Here is a 1,745-nt window from a genome sequence, read left to right on the forward strand (position 1 = left end):
TCTCCGGAGATGGCACCGACACCGGCAAATGTTCCTTCATCAGTCTTCAGCGAGCGGGAGAGATAGACGAGCCCTCCGCACTCCCCGAAGATCGGAAGGCCATTATCCGCGGCTTTCCTGATCTCCTCCCTGCACGGGCTCGCCTCAAGGGCTGCCGCATGGAGTTCGGGATACCCGCCGCCGAGGTAGAGTGCGTCTGCCTCCGGGAGCGGGTCAGCGATGGGAGAGAAGAAGGTGAGTTCCGCTCCCGCTCTCCTCAGCTTCATGAAGTTCTCTGTGTAATAGAAGCAGAATGCCGCATCCATCGCAACGCCGATCCGAACCCGCGTTCCTTCTTCGCTCTCATCATCAATCCTGTGCCGGAGCGGGGGGGCAGCGGATGCAGCCTGAATGATCCCCTCAATATCGCAGCACTCCTCCACGATCGTCCTGCTGGCACGCATGCCCTCTCCTTCACCTGCCATGGTGAGGCCGAGGTGGCGGCTCTCCACCTGGAGCTCATCCCGGCGCGGAATCCAGCCGAGTGACTGCAGCTTCCCATCAGATCCGATCATCTCCCGGTGGCGATCTGACCCCCCGCGGTTGTAGATGACGCCCGCAAAGGAAACAGCCGGATCATAGGTCGTGTACCCGAGGATCATCGCATGGACACTCCTGCTCATCCCTTTCACATCGCAGGCGAGGATCACCGGGCATGAGAGGATCCGGGCGACATCGGCGGTGCTCGATTCTCCGGTTCCTTCGACACCGTCGTGGAGCCCCATCACCCCTTCAATGACGGCGATATCCGCACCCTCTGAAGCCGAGATGAAGGTTCGCAGCACCTCGTCCTTTCCCATCATGAAGGGGTCGAGATTCCGTGAACTCCTCCCGCAGATCTCGGTATGGTGGGTCGGGTCGATGAAGTCGGGCCCGACCTTGAAGGGCTGGACAACAAGTCCGCGTGCGGCAAGCGCCCCCATCAGGCCGGTGGCAATCGTCGTCTTCCCGCACCCGCTATGGGTGCCTGCGATGATAATCCGGGGAATCAGTTTCATATTTTCAGGCAATGAATGGTTCACTCCTTGTTCAGGGCGTATGATGCCGGGATAAAAAATAGCTCTGTTCTGCGAGCCGAATCAATATGCTTTTATAACAAGTAAATCTTATTTAGATAAAACAAATTTGGTGTAATAATGCATATCATGGAAGGTTTTTTACCAAGCCCCTGGTGGCAGATCTGGTTCATCCTCTCTGCCCCCTTTGTGATCATGGGGTTCTATGCTCTCAGGAGAATGGTGCGTGAGAACAGGGAGGCGCTCCCGCTCCTTGCGGTTGCCGGGGCATTCGTCTTTGTCCTCTCATCGCTGAAGCTCCCCTCGGTCACCGGGAGCTGTTCGCATCCGACCGGTACCGGCCTTGGATCGGTTCTCTTCGGTCCCTTCATCGCATCGGTGCTGGCATTGATCGTCCTTGTCTACCAGGCGCTCTTCCTTGCCCATGGCGGAATCTCAACGCTCGGCGCAAACCTCTTCTCAATGGGAATTGCCGGGCCGGTTGTGGCATATGCGATCTTTATCGCCGGAAAGAAGGCGGGCATCAACGAGATCGTCACCATCTTCTTTGCAGCGGCTTTTGCAAATATCGTCACCTATGTCGTCACCTCGCTCCAGCTTGCACTGGCATTCCCCGCTGAAGCCGGGGGTATCATGGCATCCTTCATGGCATTTGGCGCAATATTTGCGATCACGCAGATTCCACTTGCG

General features: G+C 57.4%; 2 protein-coding genes. One reads left to right on the forward strand and one right to left on the reverse strand.

Annotation, left to right across the window (positions count from 1 at the left end; all coding sequences use genetic code 11):
* The coding region (locus tag QCH34_RS12030) for a cobyrinate a,c-diamide synthase (RefSeq protein WP_366898650.1) at nucleotides 1-1,049 on the reverse strand (1,049 nt) is incomplete at its 3' end.
* A gap of 126 nt (nucleotides 1,050-1,175) precedes the next feature.
* On the opposite strand from QCH34_RS12030, the gene QCH34_RS12035 reads away from it, so the two are divergent.
* A partial coding sequence (locus tag QCH34_RS12035) for an energy-coupling factor ABC transporter permease (RefSeq protein ID WP_300334488.1) occupies nucleotides 1,176-1,745 on the forward strand: 570 nt, incomplete at its 3' end.

The sequence above is a fragment of the Methanocalculus sp. genome (assembly GCF_029762515.1).
Lineage (GTDB): Archaea > Halobacteriota > Methanomicrobia > Methanomicrobiales > Methanocorpusculaceae > Methanocalculus.